Here is a 16,305-nt window from a genome sequence, read left to right on the forward strand (position 1 = left end):
CATGCACGCTCGTCCGGAACGACATCACCCACTCTGGGCTTCACGCGCCGGACGTTATGGCGTCGCGCTCCTCGCGTTCGTCGCGGCGTGGCTCATCCAGGCGGGTGTGGCGTCGTTGATTCCAGCCACCCCGTTCCTGTTCTTCTTCGGCGCGGTGATGGTGTCCGGCTGGTGGGGCGGCTGGGGCCCCGCCCTGGCGACGACGCTCCTGTCGGTGGTGGTGGTGGACTTCTACTTCCTGGAGCCACTGCTCAACCTGATGCCAGGCACGGGAGGGGCTGTCTCGCTGGCGGTCTTTGTCGTGCTCGCGCTGCTGATGACGAAGCTGAACGTCATGCTGCGCAAGGCCAACGCGGAGCGGGCGCGGCTACTGGAGCGGGAGCGAGCAGCCCGAAGCGATGCGGAGACCGGTCAGGCACGGCTCCACGCGCTCTTCCGGGACGCGCCCGCCGGCATCGTCATCATGCGCGGTCCCCGGCACGTCTATTCCTTCTCCAACACGATGAACAACGCGCTGATGGGAACAGACTCACTGGTGGGCCAGGAGGCGAGCAAGGCCCTGCCGTGGGCGGAGCCGCGAGGCTTCATCACCCTGCTGGACGAGGTCTACCGCACCGGCGTCCCTTTCGCGGGCAAGGCGGTGCCGCTCCCTCGCAAGTCGCCCCATGGCGAGATACAGGAGACGTATCTCAACATCGTGTATCAGCCCACGCGGAACGAGCAGGATGAGGTCGACGGCATCGTCGGCTTCGGGTTCGACGTGACGGACCTGGTCCGGGCCCGACAGCGCGCCGAAGCCCTGACGCACGAGCTCCAACTGGCCGAGGCGCGTGACTGGCTCCTCGCGGAGTCGGGCGCGGTGCTGACATCGTCGCTCGACGACGAGACGACGCTGCGGAACATGGCGAAGCTGGTGGTGCCCACGTTCGCGGACTGGTGCCTCGTCGACGTGGCGGAGCCAGATGGGACGTTCCGGCGCCTGGAGGCGGCTCACTTCCGGCGCGAGGACGACGCGCTGTCGGAGGACATCCTCCGCTTCGGATTGCAGCCCGGCGGCAACCCGGGGCATCCCCCCACGGGCGCCTTGATGAAGGCGGAGACGGTCCATGTCGAGCGTTTGACCCGGGAGCGCATTCACGAGCTCGCTCACGACGCGGAACACGCCCGGGTGCTGGAAGCAATGGGGCCCGTCTCCTACATCGCCGTGCCATTGATTGCGCGCGGACAAGTGCTGGGGGTGCTCAGCTTCATCCACGCCTACTCCGGCCGGCATTACTCCACGTCAGACCTGGCGTTCGCCAAGGAACTCGCGCACCGGGCCGCGCTCTCCCTGGAGAATGCCCGGCTCTATGCGGAGGCTCGGGAGGCCATCCGTCTGCGCGATGAGTTCATGTCCATTGCCAGCCACGAGCTGAAGACGCCGCTCACCCCGCTGAGCCTGAAGCTCCAGGCGCTCTCGCGGGAGCTGGCCCGCCATCCGGGTTCGGTTCCTCGCGACTTGGTGGAGAACTACGTGGCGGTGGGCGCACGGCAGGTGCAGAAGCTGGCGGAGCTGGTGGGCGACCTGCTCGACGTGTCGCGCATCTCCGCGGGGCGGCTCTCGCTGGAGTTGGAGGAGCTGGAGTTGGGGTCGCTCGTCCGGGACGTCGTCACCCGGTATGAACCCCAGGCCGCGCGCACCGGCTCCTCCTTGCAGTTGGAGGCGGGAGACTTCGACATCGTGGGCCGGTGGGACCGGCTGCGTCTGGAGCAGGTCATCACCAACCTGGTGGACAACGCCGTGAAGTACGGCGACGGCAGGCCCATCCACGTGCACCTGGAGCCGCATGACGGCGGAGCGCGGCTGACGGTGCGGGACGAGGGCATCGGCATCGAGCCCCAGCACCTGCCCCGCCTCTTCGGCCGCTTCGAGCGCGCCGTGTCCGAGCGCAACTACGGTGGCCTGGGCCTGGGCCTGTACATCACCCGCACGCTGGTGGAGGCCATGGGCGGCCGGGTCCACGTGGAGAGCAGGCTGGGGCGAGGCTCCACCTTCACCGTGGAGCTGCCCAGCCACCTGGGCGCGGAGCAGGCCCGTCAGGCCCCCTGACTGTCGTTTCCAGATTCGAAGGTCATGCGAGGCCGGGAGCCTCCAGTTAGAGGGGCGTCACCACGAGGAAGGAGCGAGGGACATGGAGACTCGGAAGCTGGGAAGGCAGGGCCCCACCGTTTCGGCGCTGGGCCTGGGCTGCATGGGGATGTCCGACTTCTACGCGGGCAGGGATGACGCGGAGTCGGAGGCCACGCTGCTGCACGCGCTGGAGCGGGGCATCACCTTCTTCGACACCGCCGACATGTACGGGTCGGGCGCCAACGAGACGTTGGTGGGCCGGGTGCTCAAGCCGCACCGGGCGAACGTCGTGCTGGCGACGAAGTTCGGCATCGTCCGCGACCCCACGGACCCGCAGAAGCGCGGCGTCAACGGGCGGCCGGAGTACGTGAAGCAAGCATGCGAGGCCAGCCTGCGCCGGTTGGGCGTGGACGTCATCGACCTGTACTACCTGCACCGGCTGGACGCGCAGACCCCCATCGAGGACACGGTGGGTGCCATGGCGGAGCTGGTGCGCGAGGGCAAGGTGCGCTTCCTCGGCCTGTCGGAGGTGGACGCGGACACGCTGCGCCGGGCTTCGAAGGTGCATCCCATCACCGCGCTCCAGAGCGAGTACTCCCTGTGGAGCCGTGAGCCGGAAGACGGCGTGCTCCAGGCGTGCCGCGAGCTGGGCGTGGGCTTCGTTCCCTACAGCCCGCTGGGACGCGGCTTCCTCACGGGGCAAATCAAGCGCTTCGAGGACCTCGCACAGGACGACTACCGCCGCTTCTCGCCCCGCTTCCAGGGGGAGAACTTCACGCGCAACCTGGAACTCGTCGGCCACATCGAGCGGCTGGCGAAGGAGAGGGGATGCACTCCGGCGCAGCTCGCGCTCGCGTGGGTGCTGGCTCAGGGGAAGGACCTGGTGCCCATCCCCGGCACCAAGCGCCGCAAGTACCTGGACGAGAACCTCGGCGCGCTGGAGGTGACGCTCACGGACCAGGACGTGGCCGCCATCAACGCCGTCGCGCCTCCGGGCGTCGCCGCGGGTGGGCGCTATCCGCCGTCCATGCAGTCCTCGCTGCCCAAGGCCGCCCAGCCGCGCGGCCAGTGAGATGAAACGAGAGGCTGGAGGGGGGCCCTTCAGCTTCGAATACGAGGAAGCTGGGCGTGCGGCTGCCATGCGCCGTCGCCGCCCAGGCAGTAACGGCAGGTGGCCAATGGCGTCTCCCGTTCGAGATAGCCGAGCATCTGGTCCAGCAGGTCCGGCGTGTCGAGCGGCACGCCGTCGACCTCGCCCAGCGCGGGCATCTCCGGGTACGTGCCGCCGAGCACCGTCGCCACGTGCGGCGGACGCGTGCAGGCGTAGAAGCGGCCCGCGTGGACCAGGTGACAGCGGACCTTCAACCAGCAACGCGCGTGGATGCCTCGCACGGCATCTTCGGAGTCGTGCGGCGCCTCCGGAGTGAGTTGCTGGAAGGCGTCGATGCGCTTCACCGTGAGGAAGACGCCGTGCTGCTCGCAGCGCTCGGTGATGCGGGCGATGGAGCGCTCCGGCAGCGGCGCGGAGGTGTAGACGGACAGGGTCATCCGGTCCAGGCGCTCGTAGACCGCATCGGGGGCGCTCTGCGCGAGGAAGCCGTTGGTGGTGACGGACACCTGCGGGGAGATGCCCGAGGCGCGCACGGCGTCCAGCACCGCGGGCAGGTCGGGGTGGAGGAACGGCTCGCCGCCGGTGAGCTTGAAGACGTTGGGCCGGAGGGCTCGGGCCAGTTGGCGCAAGTCCTTGCCCAGGGCGGCGGGGTCCACGGACCAGGCAGGCAGGTGCGGCGACAGCGGGCAGCACTGCACGCAGCGCAGGTTGCAGTGCGTGGCGACATGCGTCTCCAGGGACCAGGTGAGGATGCGTCCATCTTGGAGCTCGTAGCGCACGGCGGGACTATACGAGGTTGCCCGGGGCCCCTGGCGCTTGTCACAGTACCCGCGTGTCTCACGCTTCCGGCGGAATGCTCGCCACCCTGCCCTGCTACCTGTCATCGGCGCGCCTGGCGCCGTCTGTGTGGCGGCTGAATCCCTCGGGGCTGGCACCAGAGGCCGTCGCTGCATTCCTGCGCCATGCGCTGCCTCCGAACGGAAGCGTGTTCCAGGGCGTGCGCCGGGTTCCGGGCGCATTGCCTCGCGTGCGTCGGAGCGAGGGGACTCCGGAGACTCGTGAGGATGAAGACAGGCTGGCGGAACGGCTCGTGGTCGCGCTGGCGGACAGCGTGGGCAAACACCTGGCGGCGGGCGCGGTGGACGTGAGCCTGAGCGGCGGCGTGGACAGCGCCGCGTTGTGCGCCCTGGCCGCGCGGCAGGCGCCCGGGCGCGTGCGCGCCTGGACCATGGATGTCCACTTCGCGGATGCCACGGAGCGGCGGAATGCCCGGATGGTGGCGAACGCGGCCGGAGTCGAGCTGGTCGACGTGTCCGTTCCGGACGCGGTGCTGCCAGAGCTGTTCGAGCCCGCCGTCCTGAGCCAGGAGACGGCCATCCTCAACGCCCGCGCCGTGGCCAGCCATGCCTTCTACGCGGAGGCCCGAAGGCAGGGCGCCTCCACGTTGCTGAGCGGCGCGGGCGCGGATGAGGTGCTCATGGGCAACCCGGCGGCGCTCGCGGGTGCGGCGGCCCGTGTGACGGAGGACCGGCGCCTCGTACATGAGGTGCTGCACCCAGGGCCTGTGGACAACTTGGGGGTGGATCAGCGGGTACTTCGCCTTCCGTGGGACGCGGAGCTTGCTTCCGTTGACGAGGATCACCCCGAAGAGGTCCGCTACGCGGCCTGGGTGCTGTGGGAGCTGGTGCTGCCTCCCGAGCTCCGGAGCGCGGGCGCACATGGCGTGAGCGTGTGCACGCCCTACCTGGACGCGGACTTCACGGACGTGGCGCTGGGACTCCCCTTGGGCGTGCTCGCGCGGCACGGGGCCGGCAAGTGGCTCTTCCGACATGCGGTGCGCACGCTGGTGCCGGATGAGGTCCGGTTGGCCCGGAAGACACCGCGCTATGCGCACACCGCGCTCTCCAGCCCCGTCCGCGCGCGCTGGCTGGAGCTCTACCGGGAATGGCTCACACCGGCCCGGCTGGCGCCGTTGGAGGTCATCGACGCGGGCGCGACCCGGGCGCTGCTGGAGCGCTACGCACGTCTGGCCGCCGACGCTCCCGAGGCGAGCGTCATGGACCGGCTGTTGATGCGGTTGTGCTCCCTCGTCATGCTCCACGCCCACGCCCGTCCCCCATGTCCCGAATCCTGATTGCCACCTCCCCAGAGAAGGGCCACCTCAACCCCATGGCCGGTGTCGCGCAGTGGCTGCGCCGCATGGGCCACCACGTGGGCTGGCTGTGCATCCCCGAGCCCGCACCACAGCTCGAACGGCTGGGCGTGGAGGTGCTGGCGTTGCCCCACGCCGAGACGCCCGTGCCCGCCATCGAGACGGGAGGCGAAGCGCTCGCGCGGTTGGTGCTCGATGAAGCGGCGCTGGGGCAGTGGATTCGCGGCCTGTTGATTGACGCCGTCCCCTCGCTGCTGACGCCGGTGCGCGAGGCCGTCGAGCGCTTCCGTCCGGATGTCATGGCCCTGGACGGCATGCAGTACGCCGCCGTGCTGGCCGCCCATGCGCTGCGAATCCCCTGGGCGGGCGTTTCCTCCGCGCTGTCACTGCTGGAGCCGCCCATCGATTACGGCCTGCGCCGCAACGTGCGTGCACTGGCCGATGAGCGACAGGCCCTGTTCGCCCGCCACGGCTTCAATGCCCGCTTCCGCAACTGTGAGTGCCTGTCGCCGGACCTCAACGTCATCTTCGCCACCGAGGCCTTCCTGGGCTCCGACGCAGTGCTGCCTCCCGCCACACACCTGGTCGGGCCGTCACAGCCTCCGGAGGCGCGCGGTGACGAGGTGGACTTCCCGTGGGAGCGGCTGGGCTCCAAGCCCGTGGTGTATGTGTCTTTCGGCAGCCAGATTTCGTGGCAACCCGATTTGTTTCAGACGCTGACCGAGGCCGCCGCGCCCCTGGGCGTCACCGTGGTGCTCAGCGCGGGTGAGCTGGCTGATACAGGTTTTATTCACAGCCTTCCCGGGGACGTGGTCGCCGTGCCATACACTCCTCAGCGACAACTGTTATCACGAGTCTCCGTGCTCGTGTCTCACGGCGGCGCCAACTCCGTCATGGAGGCGTTGACCGGAGGCGTTCCGATGCTGCTCCTGCCCGTCTGCAACGACCAGCCCATCCAGGCGCACTTCCTGGAGAAGTCGGGCGCGGGACTCGTGCGGGCGCCGAGCTCGCTCTCCGTGGAGGACTGCCGCGAGGCGCTGCGACAGCTGCTGGAGCCGGGCACGGCGCTGCGACAGCGGGCGGCCGGCATCGCCGCGTCCTACCAGGCGCGTGACGGCGCGAAGGACGCCGCTGAACGCATCCTCCGACTCGTGACGTGAGTGATTGCATGCGTGATTGGGACGTGTGGCGACTGGTGCTGCCGGGTGTGTCGCCGCTGGAGGTGTGGAACCTGCCCGTGATGGGGCGCGAGCTGTGGGAGCTGCTCGGGGCGCCTCGCGTGGATACGGACCGTCGCGCGGGGGTTCCCGAGCCGGCGATCGCGGGCCGGCTGGGCCCGGCGCTCGCGGTGGCGCTGTCCACGCTGGTGAAGCGACACGCGGTGGATGCCGTGTGGCTCAGTGGCGGATTGGTGTGCCTGGAGGGCTTCGGTGAAATGCTCTCGAGTGTGTCCACCGCGCTTCCCTGCCCTGTGTACGCGGCGGAGCGTCCACTCTTCGCTCCGGCCCAGGCGGGACTGCGCCTGCTGGCGCCGCTCGCGCCCGCGCATCCGGTGGCGCTCGACGTGGGGCAGACGGGCATCAAGTGCGTGAGTCACACAGCGAACCCGCGCATCTTCGAGCGCGACACCGCGCGGTTGCCCCGGTACTTCATCGGCATGGCGCGGCCTCCGGACAGGCGACACGTGAAGGCGGCGGTGGCGTTCATCGCCAGTGCCCTGCGCGTGTTCTCGGCACGGCCGCCCGATGCCCTGTGCCTCGCGCTGCCGTGTCCGCTGGACGCGTCGCTGGTCCCCGGGGGCTGCACCTACGGCTGGGAAGGCCACGATTCGCTGGTGGCGGACATCCTCCAGGCCGCCATGGGGGACGAGGGCCGCGGGACGGCGCTGGTGCTCAATGACGCGGAGCTGGCCACGGAGGCCGCGCGGGGGGATTCGCGGCTGGCGAACCACTCGCGCGTGTTGTGTCTCACGCTGGGCTTCGGGCCGGGTGGCGCGTTGCTGGAACGGCGGTAGCCGGTCGCTCGTCCAGGCTCAGTGCAGGTCCAACTCCTTCTTGGGCGCGATGTCGGGGCGCTGCTTCGTCACCAACGCCTTCGCGGTGCTGAAGAGCACCTTGAGCCTTCCGCCTGCCGGGTGGACGTATTCGGCGTGCTCGGGCGTGAACCGCAGCAGGGCGATGTCACCCTCATCCGGGCCCTGTGGGAACCAGGGCCTCCAGCCGGGCTCCCACAAGTCATGGATGGCCCGCCGGTCGCGGACGATTTCCGCCACGCCCGAGACGGAGAGATACGTGGCGCTGTCCTCCGACGCGTGGAAGGCGAGCGAGCAGTGCGGGTCCGACTCCAGGTCCTGCACCTTCTGCGTGTCCGCCCAGGTGGCGAACCAGAGCACGGTGCCGGACTTGTGCTTCTTCGCCACCGCCATGGGCCGCGTGTGGAAGTGTCCGTCCGCACCTCGGGTGGTGAGGAGCGCGGTGTCGTAGTCCTTCAACAGTTCCTCGAACTCCCGGCGGTCTCCCTGGATGACACCCTGCGGCTGTTTCAGCATGCGCTCGCCTGACTGTTCCATGGGGCTGGCCTTTCGTTCGGCATCGTGAAGTTCCTGGAGAACGTAGGGACGCGCGGGCCGTGGGGAAGCAGCAGGGCTGGAGTTGCATGGGTCGCTCCCTTGGTGGGCCGGTCGCCGCAAAGCAGACAGCCACCCGCCTCCAGGCAGAAGACGAGCGAATCAAGCCGTCCGCCCTGCCCCCCCTCCGGCGCGGCCTTGCACCTCGCTGTTCGGAAATGTCGGGACATTTGGCGCCACCAAAACCCCCGACATTTCCGAACAGCGAGCTCCCAGCCAGAGTCCGGGCCCCCACGAGGGCAACGCGGAGCGGCCCCAATGGCCTCGCCTCTGGCCTGGACCTGGTAGCCTGGCGGGGTTGACGAACCAGGACCTCGACTGGCCCATCCGGGTCGCCGCCATGAACGCGCTGCAACACCTGGTGCGCCAGCATGGCGAGGTCCTGTCCTGGGACGTCATCGACCGTGGCTTCACGTACCAGGGCGAGACGCTGAACTTCGCCAACCGCGCACGCGGCATCTTCTGGCCTCGCCACATGCGCGAGACGGCGCTGTCCATCAAGACGACCGTTCCTCGTCAGGGCCGAGAAGCGCGCTACGAGCGTTTCCGCGAGGCAGGCTGAACCCAAGACGAGGTGACCTCCCCAAATGGGCAGGTTCCCGACCTGACCGGTCCGCCGATGTGGCGCCTTTTCGAGGCCTTTACCTTGTGCCTCGAAAGGAACACATCATGTCCACCGGCCTCCTCCAGTCGCTGTCACAGTCCCTCGCCTCCGTCGTCGAGCGCACCGCGCCTGGCATCGTCCGTGTGGAGACGCGGCGCAAGCGCGGCGCCACCGGCATCGTCTGGGATGCCGAGGGCCACATCCTCACCACCAGCCAGGCCGTGGAGCACGAGGGCCGACTCCCCATCGGCCTGCCGGATGGCCGCACCGTCTCCGCAGAGTTCGTCGGCCGCGACGCCAGCACCGACCTGGCCCTGCTCAAGGCCGAAGCCACCGGCCTCGCGCCGCTGAACTCCGCGCCGTTGGATGACGTGAAGGTCGGTCACCTCGTCATCGCCGTGGGCCGCCCTGGCCGCACGGCTCGCGCGACGCTCGGCATGGTCAGCACCCACGGCGAGGGCTGGCGCACCCATGCCGGAGGCCGCGTGGAGCGCTACCTGGAGACGGATGCCGACCTCCCGCCCGGCTTCTCCGGCGGCGCGCTGGTGGACACCGAGGGACGACTTGTCGGGCTGCTCAGCGCCGCCTTCTCTCGCACCGCCGCCGTCGTCATCGCCACGGACACGCTCACGCGCGTGATTGCGTCGCTGAAGGAACACGGGGGCATCCGGCGCGGCTACCTGGGCGTGGGCGCCTACCCCGTGCGTCTGCCCCCACACCTGGGCACGGGGAACGAGCACGGCCTCATCTGCCTCTCCGTGGACCCGAACGGCCCGGCGCATGACGCGGGGCTGCTGCTCGGAGACGTCCTGGTGAGTCTGGGAGGTCAGCCCCTCCACGGCGTGGAGGACCTGCTCGGCGCCCTGAGCGACGAGAAGGTGGGCACCACCCTCCAGGTCCGCGTCCTGCGCGCCGGAGAGGTTCGCGAAGTCCCCATCACCGTGGGCAAGCGCGCGTGAAGGGAGGCCGCCATGAAACTGCTGCAACACTTCTCGGATGATTTGGAGTCGCTGGTGGCACATGCCTCGCCGGCCGTCGTGGGCGTGGAGCACGCACGCGGCCACGGCACCGGCCTCTTCCTCACACCGGACGGCTACGTCCTCACCAACCGCCACGTGGTGGTGCGCGGCTCACGCAAGCTCACCGTCCAGCTCTCCAACGGAGAGGAGCTGCGCGGCACCCTGGTGGGCAGCGACGCCCCCACCGACCTGGCCGTGGTCCGCGCGGAGGGCGGTGACTTCCCCACCCTGCCGCTCGCCGGGCCCGAGTCGGTGCGCGTGGGCCAGCTCGTCATGGCCATTGGCAACCCGTTCCACCTGGAGCAGTCCGTGTCGCTGGGCGTGGTGAGCGCCATCAACCGCAGTATCAGCCTGCCCGACGGCGTCATGCTGGAGGGCATGCTCCAGACGGATGCCGCCATCAATCCGGGCAACTCCGGGGGGCCGCTGCTCAACATGCGAGGACAGGTGGTGGGCCTCAACACGCTGGTGTTGCCCTACGCGCAAGGTATCGGCTTCGCGGTGAGCGCCACCACGGCGGCGTGGATTGCGGGCCTGCTCATCCAGCGCGGCAAGGTGGACCGGCGCTTCCTGGGCATCGCCGCGACGGCGGTGAACCTGGACGCACGGCTCACCCGGGAGAACGGCCAGTCCCGCGCGGTGAAGGTGCTCCGCGTGCAGGACGGGACACCTGCCCACGAGGCCGGGCTCCAGGTGGATGACTTGCTGCTGGCCATCAATCAGCGGCCGGTGAACAGCGTGGACGACCTCCAGCGGCTCATGGCGCTGGCCACGGAGGACGAGGTGACGCTGGACCTGCTGCGCAAGGGCCGTGGCCGCAAGACGGCTCGGGCACGGACGCGCCCGCGCATCGAGCCCGTGGCCGCCTGACTCAGGCCACGCCGCCGCGCGGCGTCCGCCCCTGCGCGTCCGGCATCTTCCCCTGGAGCAGCAGGTTGTCGCCCCGACAGAGGCTCTTGTAGGACCACACGCAGAACGAGTCTCCAGGACGTGACTCCTGGAGATACTCGTCCAGCACGTCGGCATCGTCACAGATGAAGCGGTGCGGGGCGCGCGTCTCCCGGTAGAAGCGGTGCTCGATGATGAGCGGGCTTTCGTTCGCCAGCATCTCGCGCAGGCGGCTCAACGTGTCCGGGTCGGTGATGCGCGCGCCTTCGAGAGTCCACGCGTCCATGGTGCGGTGCCGCGCCTTTCTTCCCACGAGCTGAAACGGGCCCGGAGGATGATAGCGGATGACAGCCCACGTCATAGCCGCGCGTCTTGCGATGGCGTCGGACGGTGCTCGGTGAAGAGTTCATCCTCGTAGCACCAGGCCCACTCCTCCCCCGGCTCGAAGGACTGGACGACGGGATGCGCCGACTGCTGGAAGTGCTTCGTCGCATGCCGGTTGGGCGAGGAATCACAACATCCCACATGGCCACAGCTCAGGCAGCGCCGCAGGTGCACCCAGCTTGCTCCCATGGCCAGACATTCCTCGCAGCCTCGCGAGCGCGGAGGCGGGTCTCCGGCCTGTTGAATGTGCTCGCAAATCGGCTCCATGTGACACCTCTCCGTGACGGGGGCGACCCGTGCCCTCCACAGCGTAGGCACTGGGTGCGAGGCCCTTCAGTGGGCACCAGCCAGGACGGCGAGCCACTGGAGGCACGTCCCCACCCCGCAGCGGCGGATGGCGCGCGCGGAGCCCCGGGCGCACGGTAGAGCCACATGGCCACCAACGCCCCCGACACCACCGTCACCTATGGCAGTCCCCGTGGCCGGGGTGTGCTGCTCGCCAGCGTGCTGGGCAGCGGCATGGCGTTCCTCGATTCCACCGCCGTCAACGTCGCCCTGCCCGCCATGGGCCGCGAGCTGCATACGGGCCTGTCCGGCCTCCAATGGGCCGTGGACGCGTACCTGCTCACGCTCGGCTCCCTGGTGCTCACCGGGGGCGCGCTCGGCGACGTGAAGGGCCAGCGACGCGTCTTCCTGCTGGGCATGCTCGCCTTCACCATCACGTCGGTGCTGTGCGGATTGGCGCCCAACACCTGGACGCTGGCCGCCTTCCGCGCGGCGCAGGGCGTGGGAGCCGCGCTGCTGGTGCCCGCGAGCCTCGCCTTGCTGCGCACGTCGTTTCCGCCTCAGGACCGGCAACGCGCCGTGTCCGCCTGGGCCGGACTGTCCGGCGTCACCACGGCCGTGGGGCCGCTGCTGGGTGGGTGGCTCGTGGACGCGGGCTCATGGCGCTTCGTCTTCTTCCTCAACGTGCCCCTGGCCGCGCTCACCGCGTGGGTGGCGCTGCGCCACGTGCCGGACATCGCGCCGAAGGCAGGGGCGCGCGGGCTGGACGTCGCGGGTTCGGTGACAGCGGCGCTCGGGCTGGGTGGCCTCATCTACGCGCTCATCGAAGGCCCCGCTCACGGATGGCCCCTGGCGGCCATCGGCGCCGCGGCCGGAGGCGCCGTCCTGCTGGCCGCGTTCGTCGTCCTGGAGGCACGGCAGCGGGAGCCGATGCTCCCGCTCACCCTCTTCCACTCGCGCACCTTCTCCGGCGCGAACCTCACCACGCTCGTCGTGTACTTCGCGCTCGGAGGCGCCACCTTCCTGGTGGTGCTCGCCCTGCAGCAGCAACTCGGCTACTCGGCGCTCGGCGCGGGGGCGGCGCTGCTCCCCATCACGCTGATGCTGCTCCTGTTCTCACCTTCCGTGGGGCGGCTCGCGGGGCACATCGGCGCGCGTCCGTTGATGACGGCGGGGCCGCTGCTCGCGGGCGTGGGGCTGGCGCTCCTGACGCGCATCCAGCGCGGAGGTGACTACGTCAGCACCGTGCTGCCTGGCATCCTGGTGCTGGGACTGGGGCTGGCGCTCACCGTGGGCCCGCTCACGGCGGTGGTGCTTGGCGCCGTCGAGGACCGCTACGCGGGCATCGCCTCCGGCGTGAACAACGCCGTGGCCCGCATCGCCGGCTTGCTCGCGGTGGCGCTGCTGCCGCTGCTGGGCGGCCTCGCTGGCGACGCCGGCATGGACTTCCTGGTGGGCACACGGCGTGCGCTCTGGGCGTCCGCCGGCCTGTGTGCCGTGGGAGCGCTGTGCTCGCTGCTCACGATTCCACGCGAGGCCGGGCGCGCGAGCTCCGCGCAACAGGAACACGGGGCCTAGCGCACCGCGCGGGTCCAACGAGCGCCCCTGACGTCGTCGCCGGATGGCACCTCAGCCCCCGGATGGCTTCTTCGCGGCCCTGCCGGCGTGCGGGCCGTCCCCAGGCTCGCACCTCAATGACGTCCGTGGTCGTCGCTCAGCGGAGGTGCCTCGCGCGCCGGCTCGGTGCCCTTCTGAGCGCCGTAGCCGCCAATCCCCTTCTGGAGGATGCGGTCTTCGCCCACGTCTTCGTCCGTCACGTCGCCTCGCACCGGGCCTTTCTGGTGCCGCGCCTCGCGCTCCAGTTCTTCCGGGCGCGTCGTGTCCATCCGCTCGTCGCCCCGTACCGGACTGCCCTTGTTGTCGGCCATGGTCATTTCCCCTTTCAGGGGGAAAGGTCCGAACCGCCCTCGCACCGGACAAGGCACCTGTCATGGCGCCGTCGCCTGCCGCCCAAGCAGAAGGCCCCCGTCCCAGCAGGGACGAGGGCCTTCGGGAACAAACACAGCCGAGCCAGCGCTAGCTCTTGTACTTTACCGAGCAGCCGTAGGGCGTGGTGGTGCTCGTCGGGACCTGCTGGCCACCCACCACCGCGTCCACCGCCGTCTTCACATGGTTGGCCGGCTTGGCGTTCTTGCCGCGCGGGTCATCGTCGATGGCGCCCGCGTAGCGGACAACGCCCGTCTCATCGATGACGTACATGTGCGGCGTCGTCTTCGCGCCATAGGACTTGCCCACCGTGCCGCTCGCGTCCTGGAGGACCGGGTAGGGGAAGCCCTCGTCCTTCTTCCACGCCGCAGACTTCTCCGGGGTGTTGTGCGCGGTGGAGTCCACCGCCAGCCACACCACCTTCTTCGCGTCGAAGCCCTTCAGCGTGGTGACCATCGTGTCACTCTTGTAGTGCCGCTGAACGAAGGGGCACTCGGGGTTGGTCCACTCCAGGACCACGACCCTGCCCTTGTACTGCGCCAGCGAGTGCTCCTTGCCGGACTCATCCTTCAGCGTGAAGGTCGGCGCGGGCTTGCCAACTTCCGCGTCGGCGAGGGCGGGCGCCCCCACGAACAACGTGCCCAGCGCGAGTGCAGTGAAGACCTGCTGCATGGCGTTCCTCCAGAGTTTTTGGGGCTGCGGGGAAGACAGCACGACTTCAGTGGCTTGGGAAACCCGCGGCGCAGAAGACGTTCGCGCCGTCGCCCAGCTTCGAGGGTGCACACTCCGCCGCGCGCTTCACGGCGTCCGTCACGATGCCCGGCGTGAGCAACTCCGGCAGCACCTCCGGCTTGTCGGGGGCGCCCGGGCTCAGCACCAGGTACATGGGCACACCGGCCCGGCCGTGCTCGGCCAGCTTGGTGGTGATGCTCGCGTCCCGGCGCGTCCAGTCCGCGATGAAGAAGGCCACCTGGTGCTTCGTGAAGGCGTCCCGCACCTCGTCGGTGGACAGCACAGTGCGCTCGTTGAACTTGCAGGTGAGGCACCAGTCCGCCGTGAAGTCGATGAACACCGGCTGGCCCGCCGCCAGCGCCGCGTTCACCGCGTCCGTGCTCCACGGCTGCGCCTGCGCCACCGCGGACCCGGGCCGAGGCGCCGCCACGGCGTCCTGGTCATCGAAACGCAGCGTCAGCAGCCCTGACGCCACCAGCACGCCCGCGGCCACCGCCACGGTGGCCAGCTTGCGCACGCCGTCCTGCGCCTGCCCCTGACCGTACAGCCACGTGACGAGCCCCACCGCGACCAGGAACGCCAGCAGCCGCGCCATGCCGTCCACGCCGGCCAGCCCGCCCATCACCCACACCAGCCAGACAGTGGTGGCCAGCAGCGCGAAGCCCAGCACCTGCTTGAAGCGCTCCATCCACGCGCCCGGCTTGGGCAGCTTCTTCGCCAGCCCGGGCACCAGCACCAGCACGCAGAAGGGCAGCGCGAGCCCCAGGCCCAGCGCGGTGAAGACGGCCAGCACCGTCACGGGGCCCGCCGCGAAGGCGAAGCCCACCGCGGTGCCCAGCAGCGGCGCCGAGCACGGCGTGGCCAGCACCACGGCCAGCACGCCCTCGCCAGCGCTGTGCATCAGGCCGTGGCTCTGGTCCACCTTGCCCGCCAGCGCCGTACCGTCCAGGCCCACGTTGAAGACACCGAAGAGGTTGAGCGCGAAGGCGACCAACACCGCGCACACACCCGCGACGAAGAGCGGCTCCTGGAACTGGAAGCCCCAGCCCACGCTCGCGCCACCCGCGCGCACCGCCAGCACGACGCTGGCCAGCAGCAGCATGGTGCCGATGATGCCCGCCGCGTAGGCCGCCGCGTGCGCGCCGACGCGGCCCTGCTCCTGCTGCACCATGCGCGTGAAGCCGTAGGCCTTGAGCGCCAACACGGGGAACACGCACGGCATCAGGTTGAGCAGCGCGCCGCCGAAGAAGGCGAACACCAGCGCCAGCCCCAGGCCCATGGATGACTCGGCCGCGGGCGGCGTGGCGATGGCGGCGCCCACCGGCTTCACCGCCGCGATGCTGTCCTTCACCGACGGCGGCTTCACCGCGGCCGGCGTCCCAGCCGCGCCACCAGCCGCCACCATGGGGGCCAGCGGCGCCGTCACCTCGAGGTACTGGTAGCCCGTGGCCGCCGTGCCCAGGCGCATCACGCCCGTCAGGCCCGGCGCCGACGCCTGCGCGTCCGGCTCCGCCTTGCCCTTGAGCTTGAAGCGGCCCGGACCGTCCGAGGCCAACCCCACGCGCACGACGCCGGGGATGCGGTCAGCGACGAAGAAGTCACCTTCCACCGCGGGCACCGCCGCGCCGCCCGAGGCCGTCAGGGTGAGGGTGCCGGTGAAATCCTGGCCCGCGGTGAGCTGCGGCGCATCCAGCGCCACCGTCGCCGCGTGGCCGCTGTCCTTGGCGGGACGGGGCACCTTGGCCAGCTCCGCGTCGAAGACAGCCGCCGTCTCGGCGTCGCGCACCGTCTGGGGCCCCAGGGGGATGGAGCGCGTCAGCATCAGCTCCGCGGGGATGCAGTGCACCTCGCACACCAGCGCTTCCACGGCGGCGGACACCGTCAGCAGACCCGTGGAGGGACCTTCCACGGCCTTCGCGTCGGCGACGAGGATGGCCTCGCCGTCATAGCCATGGGTGGTGATGAAGCCATCGGGCGTGCGGAACGTCTCCGGGAAGGGCCACTGCAGCGGCCCCACGGTGACGCCGGGCGTGTCCCACGCCACTTCCGTCTCCAGGCCGGAGTCGCCCGGGTTCTTCCAGTAGACGTGCCAGCCCGGATCCAACCGGAAGCGCACGCCCACGCGGAAGGTGTCTCCCGGCTTCACCTGGGTGGCGTCCACCAGGAGGGCACCCTCGATGCGAGGGTCGCCTTCGTCCGGCGCGCTCGATGCCACCGCTGACGCGGGGAGGTCCGCCCACGCGACCGCCGCCACCAGCAGCAGTCCGATTCCACCAACCACGCCGAGCCTCTTGGACTGCTGATGCGTCATGCGACTCCCGTTAACCCAGAGGAGGCCGGCCCGCCAGCGGCAGACACGCGCCTCCGAGCACAGTGAACCATTCGGGCAGGCGGGCATTCCCCTCACA

At 70.1% G+C, this 16,305-nt stretch carries 16 protein-coding genes; 9 read left to right on the top strand and 7 right to left on the bottom strand.

Annotated features, from left to right (window positions below; genetic code table 11):
- The first annotated feature begins 1 nt into the window (after window position 1).
- Both HNV26_RS22515 and HNV26_RS22520 read left to right on the top strand, forming a co-directional pair.
- Window positions 2–2,089 carry a PAS domain-containing sensor histidine kinase gene (locus HNV26_RS22515; RefSeq protein ID WP_216612612.1) on the top strand — a complete coding sequence of 696 codons (2,088 nt, stop codon included), beginning with the start codon at window positions 2–4 and terminating at the stop codon, window positions 2,087–2,089.
- 82 nt (window positions 2,090–2,171) lie between these two features.
- Window positions 2,172–3,182, top strand: a complete 1,011-nt coding sequence (locus HNV26_RS22520; protein ID WP_171443095.1) for an aldo/keto reductase — start codon at window positions 2,172–2,174, stop codon at window positions 3,180–3,182.
- A 29-nt stretch (window positions 3,183–3,211) separates the two neighbouring features.
- Here the strand turns inward: HNV26_RS22520 and HNV26_RS22525 are convergent, their stop codons facing one another.
- Window positions 3,212–4,000 (bottom strand): radical SAM protein, encoded by a 789-nt coding sequence (locus HNV26_RS22525; RefSeq protein WP_171443096.1) that lies wholly within the window; start codon window positions 3,998–4,000, stop codon window positions 3,212–3,214.
- Window positions 4,001–4,074: 74 nt separating this feature from the next.
- On the opposite strand from HNV26_RS22525, the gene HNV26_RS22530 reads away from it, so the two are divergent.
- Genes HNV26_RS22530 through HNV26_RS22540 form a run of 3 tightly spaced genes read left to right on the top strand, consistent with a single transcriptional unit; the run spans window position 4,075 to window position 7,387 of the window.
- Window positions 4,075–5,355, top strand: coding sequence for an asparagine synthase-related protein (locus tag HNV26_RS22530; RefSeq protein ID WP_216612613.1), 1,281 nt, complete (start codon window positions 4,075–4,077; stop codon window positions 5,353–5,355).
- Window positions 5,340–6,533, top strand: coding sequence for a glycosyltransferase (locus HNV26_RS22535; protein ID WP_171443098.1), 1,194 nt, complete (start codon window positions 5,340–5,342; stop codon window positions 6,531–6,533). The genes HNV26_RS22530 and HNV26_RS22535 overlap by 16 nt, the downstream gene beginning before the upstream one ends.
- An 8-nt stretch (window positions 6,534–6,541) precedes the next feature.
- Window positions 6,542–7,387 (top strand): ROK family protein, encoded by an 846-nt coding sequence (locus tag HNV26_RS22540; protein ID WP_216612614.1) that lies wholly within the window; start codon window positions 6,542–6,544, stop codon window positions 7,385–7,387.
- Window positions 7,388–7,405: 18 nt separating this feature from the next.
- Here HNV26_RS22540 and HNV26_RS22545 read toward each other — a convergent pair whose 3' ends face one another.
- Window positions 7,406–7,942 (bottom strand): pyridoxamine 5'-phosphate oxidase family protein, encoded by a 537-nt coding sequence (locus tag HNV26_RS22545; RefSeq protein ID WP_171443100.1) that lies wholly within the window; start codon window positions 7,940–7,942, stop codon window positions 7,406–7,408.
- Window positions 7,943–8,297: 355 nt separating this feature from the next.
- Here HNV26_RS22545 and HNV26_RS22550 point away from each other — a divergent pair, with 355 nt between their 5' ends.
- The 3 genes from HNV26_RS22550 (at window position 8,298) to HNV26_RS22560 (ending at window position 10,492) form a co-directional block, all read left to right on the top strand.
- Window positions 8,298–8,561 carry a hypothetical protein gene (locus tag HNV26_RS22550; RefSeq protein ID WP_253816917.1) on the top strand — a complete coding sequence of 88 codons (264 nt, stop codon included), beginning with the start codon at window positions 8,298–8,300 and terminating at the stop codon, window positions 8,559–8,561.
- A 107-nt stretch (window positions 8,562–8,668) separates the two neighbouring features.
- Window positions 8,669–9,562 (top strand): S1C family serine protease, encoded by an 894-nt coding sequence (locus HNV26_RS22555; protein ID WP_171443101.1) that lies wholly within the window; start codon window positions 8,669–8,671, stop codon window positions 9,560–9,562.
- A gap of 12 nt (window positions 9,563–9,574) precedes the next feature.
- A complete protein-coding gene (locus tag HNV26_RS22560; RefSeq protein ID WP_171443102.1) occupies window positions 9,575–10,492 on the top strand; it encodes a S1C family serine protease in 918 nt (305 codons plus the stop codon).
- A 1-nt stretch (window position 10,493) separates the two neighbouring features.
- Here HNV26_RS22560 and HNV26_RS22565 read toward each other — a convergent pair whose 3' ends face one another.
- On the bottom strand, window positions 10,494–10,796 hold the full coding sequence (locus HNV26_RS22565; protein ID WP_253816918.1) for a hypothetical protein: 303 nt from the start codon (window positions 10,794–10,796) through the stop codon (window positions 10,494–10,496).
- A 71-nt stretch (window positions 10,797–10,867) separates the two neighbouring features.
- Window positions 10,868–11,161, bottom strand: coding sequence for a UBP-type zinc finger domain-containing protein (locus tag HNV26_RS22570; RefSeq protein WP_171443104.1), 294 nt, complete (start codon window positions 11,159–11,161; stop codon window positions 10,868–10,870).
- 165 nt (window positions 11,162–11,326) lie between these two features.
- Here HNV26_RS22570 and HNV26_RS22575 point away from each other — a divergent pair, with 165 nt between their 5' ends.
- Window positions 11,327–12,757 (top strand): DHA2 family efflux MFS transporter permease subunit, encoded by a 1,431-nt coding sequence (locus HNV26_RS22575; RefSeq protein WP_171443105.1) that lies wholly within the window; start codon window positions 11,327–11,329, stop codon window positions 12,755–12,757.
- Window positions 12,758–12,870: 113 nt separating this feature from the next.
- Here HNV26_RS22575 and HNV26_RS22580 read toward each other — a convergent pair whose 3' ends face one another.
- The 3 genes from HNV26_RS22580 to HNV26_RS22590 form a co-directional block, all read right to left on the bottom strand.
- A complete protein-coding gene (locus HNV26_RS22580) occupies window positions 12,871–13,107 on the bottom strand; it encodes a hypothetical protein (protein WP_090490897.1) in 237 nt (78 codons plus the stop codon).
- 148 nt (window positions 13,108–13,255) lie between these two features.
- Window positions 13,256–13,837 (bottom strand): thioredoxin family protein, encoded by a 582-nt coding sequence (locus HNV26_RS22585; RefSeq protein ID WP_171443106.1) that lies wholly within the window; start codon window positions 13,835–13,837, stop codon window positions 13,256–13,258.
- A gap of 46 nt (window positions 13,838–13,883) precedes the next feature.
- Window positions 13,884–16,208 carry a protein-disulfide reductase DsbD family protein gene (locus tag HNV26_RS22590; RefSeq protein ID WP_171443107.1) on the bottom strand — a complete coding sequence of 775 codons (2,325 nt, stop codon included), beginning with the start codon at window positions 16,206–16,208 and terminating at the stop codon, window positions 13,884–13,886.
- Between the last annotated feature and the right edge of the window lie 97 nt (window positions 16,209–16,305).

Source organism: Myxococcus xanthus (assembly GCF_013116825.1).
Lineage (GTDB): Bacteria > Myxococcota > Myxococcia > Myxococcales > Myxococcaceae > Myxococcus > Myxococcus xanthus_B.